At 74.9% G+C, this 2,879-nt stretch carries 2 protein-coding genes and 2 pseudogenes; 3 read left to right on the forward strand and 1 reads right to left on the reverse strand.

Annotated features, from left to right (window positions below):
• Positions 1-221 (forward strand): annotated as a pseudogene (locus I53_RS34565) (exodeoxyribonuclease VII large subunit); the annotation flags it as partial.
• A gap of 49 nt (positions 222-270) precedes the next feature.
• On the opposite strand, the gene I53_RS13075 reads toward I53_RS34565, so the two are convergent.
• Positions 271-1,023: a GNAT family N-acetyltransferase gene (locus I53_RS13075; protein WP_043351375.1), complete on the reverse strand. Its 753-nt coding sequence runs from the start codon at positions 1,021-1,023 to the stop codon at positions 271-273.
• A gap of 125 nt (positions 1,024-1,148) precedes the next feature.
• On the opposite strand from I53_RS13075, the gene I53_RS13080 reads away from it, so the two are divergent.
• Together I53_RS13080 and I53_RS13085 are read left to right on the forward strand one after the other, a co-directional pair.
• A complete protein-coding gene (locus I53_RS13080) occupies positions 1,149-2,576 on the forward strand; it encodes an alpha/beta hydrolase (protein WP_043351377.1) in 1,428 nt (475 codons plus the stop codon).
• Positions 2,573-2,879 (forward strand): annotated as a pseudogene (locus tag I53_RS13085) (hypothetical protein); the annotation flags it as partial. The gene I53_RS13080 and the pseudogene I53_RS13085, both read left to right, overlap by 4 nt.

Below are 2,879 nucleotides of genomic sequence, written 5' to 3' on the forward strand. Positions count from 1 at the left end.
GCCGCGCCGCGGATGCGGCGGCGGCCACCCGCCTCAGTCTGCAGTTCGCCGACGGGACCGTGACGGCCGTGCCCGACGGGGCCGATCCGTCCGGGACGTCCGATCCATCCCCGTCGGCGAAGCCCGCGCGTCGCGGCGGCGCGGCCTCGCCGGCAACGTCGGGCAGGCGGACCGGTACGCGCCCTGCCCCGACGCGGCAGGGCTCGCTCTTCGACGCCTGAGACCACGGCCGGAGCGGGTGCGGGACTGGGCCGCGATCCGGCTCGCGTCTCAGCCGGGCTCCGGACCGACCCGATAGTGATAGCGGTACAGTTCGCGCTCGAAGCCGAGGGCGCGGTAGAGCGCCCGCGCCGGCGTGTTCGCCGCGACGACCTGCAGGCAGGCCGCCCGGGCGCCCTCCGCCCTCCCCCAGCGCAGCAGCGCGGCCACGGCGCGCCGGGCATGGCCGCGGCCGCGCAGGGGTTCGGGGGTGGCCACCGCCTCGATGACCAGACAACCACCGTCGAGCACCCCGAAGGCGATCGCGCCGATCCCGCCCTCGGCCACGGCCGCCGCGAATGCCCGCGGCAGGGACAGGGCGGCGACGGTGTCGCGGAAGACCTGCGCGGCTGCGGCGTCCGCGTGGTTCACGGCATCGCGCACCGCCAGCCAGTCCTCACCGGGGACGGCGGCGACCGTCGCTGCCGGCTCAGGCGCCGCCGGCAGGTCATCGAGCGCGCGGAGCAGCGTGCAGGTCTCGTCCACGACGGCGAAGTCCGCGCGGGACAGGAGCGCCTCCATCTGCGGGGCGATCGCCGGAATCCGGAAGATCGCGCGCCGCCCCAGACGCTCGTAGATGGTGCGCGCGGCCTCGATGGCCGGTCCGGGCGCACCGCTCCCCCGCATGGGGGTCACGGAATTCTGCCGCTTCGAACGCCCGCCCGCGGCGCGCAGCAGGTAGCCGTGGATCAGGAGTTCGCGCGGGCTCGGCCAGGCGTTGAGGCAGGCTTCTTCCACGCGCCAGGCCTGTTCAAGATCCGTCACCACGGTCTCCTCCGTATGCCCTGATCGCACGCCGTCCCGGCTTGACCGTTCGGTCCGGGGCAAAACGTCGGCCATGCGGCGTCGCGTACGCTTGAAGCACTCTGGCACCGCGCGATGTCTCCGCAATGTCCGAACCTGAAGTCCTGTTCTGCCTTCACTTCCTGGGGGGCAGCGCCCGAAGCTGGGAGCCTTTGGCGCGTGCCCTCGCGGGGACGCCGCTGACATGTGTGCCGGTCGACTTGCCGGGCTTCGGCGATGCCGCCGGCACGCCGGGCTATTCCGTCGCCGCGATGGCCGATCACGTGGCCGAAGCCATCCGCGCGCGGGCTCCGGCCCGGTTCGGGATCGCCGGTCACAGCATGGGGGCAAAGGTCGCCTTGGCCTTGGCGCGCCGGGCCGAGGATGGCGAAGCGGGTCTGACCGGCCTCACCGATCTCATCCTGGTCTCCGGCTCGCCGCCGAGCCCGGAGCCGATCCCGGAGGACCGGCGCGCCGAGATGCTCGCCTGGATCGATGCGGATCCCGAGACGCGGCGGCGCGAGGCCCAGGCCTTCGTACGCGCGAATGTCGGCGACCGGCTGGACCCTGAGACCGAGGAACGGGCGGTAGCCGACGTCCTGCGGGCCGCGCCGGCCGCCTGGAAGGCTTGGCTCGAGGCGGGCGCCAACGAGGATTGGTGCCGCCGCGTCGGCGTCCTGCGCACCCCGGCGCTGATTCTGGCCGGATCCGAGGACGCCGACCTCGGACCCGACGCGCAGCAGGCCCTGACGGCGCCCCACCTCGCACATCATCGCCTCGTGACGGTCGACGGCGTCGGCCATCTCCTGCCGCTGGAGCGGCCGGCCGCCCTGGCCGACGGGCTGCGCGCCCATTTCGACGACCGGCCCCGCCGACCGGTTGAGGCAGCCCTGGCGGTGGCGCCGGACTACGCGGCGCTGATCGCCTCCGAGCGGGTCAACGGCCGCCTGCGCCAGGCGCTCGCGGAGCGCGCCGCGCCGGACGACCCCGCCTATCGACCGGCGGCCCTCGACCCTGTGGAACTCGCGATCCTGCGGGCCGCCCTCGCCCGGGTGATGCCGGTGCCGCATCTCGATCTCGCAGCCCGCCTCGATCGGCGGCTGGCGTCCGGCGCCGGCGACGGCTGGCGCTTCTCGGCCCTGCCGCCGGACGCGGACGCCTACCGCGCCGCCCTGCGCACGCTGGATGCCGCCGCCCGGGCCGCGCAGGGCCGCCCGTTCACAACCCTCGACGCGCCACGGCAGGACGCGCTGCTCACCCTCTGCCAGCGTGGGGACCTGACGGTCCCGGACGCCCTCGGAGGCCGGCTCGACGCCGACCGGATGCGGTTCTGGTTCGAGGATCTCCGCGCCGACGCGGTGCGGCTCTGGCTCGGCCACCCGGCGGCGCTGGCGCGGATCGGCTTCTCGGGCATCGGTGCCGGCGGCGACCGGCCGGGAGAAATCGCCGACGGACTGCCGGGCTTCCACGCGGTCGGGCTCGACGCGCCGGAACCCTGGGAGCCCCAAGCGCTGCAGACGGAGGCAGGACGATGAATCTCGCGGGCATGCGGACCTACCGCGCGGACGACGTCGTCGATGCGGTCGTGGTGGGGACTGGCGCGGGCGGTGCGCCGCTCCTCGCGCGCCTCGCCGCCGCGGGCCTCAGGGTCGTGGCTCTGGAGGCCGGACCGAACTTCACGCCGGAGCGCTTCGCCTTCGACGAGACGCTGGCGGACGAGATCTACTGGACCGAGGAGCGGCTGAGCGGCGGCGCGACCCCGGAGGCCTTCGGGCGAAAAACAGCGGCACGGGCGTCGGCGGCTCGACGCTGCACTGGGGTGCTTTCGTGGCCCGGGC

The organism is Methylobacterium sp. B1, assembly GCF_000333255.1.
GTDB classification, from domain to species: Bacteria; Pseudomonadota; Alphaproteobacteria; order Rhizobiales; family Beijerinckiaceae; genus Methylobacterium; species Methylobacterium fujisawaense.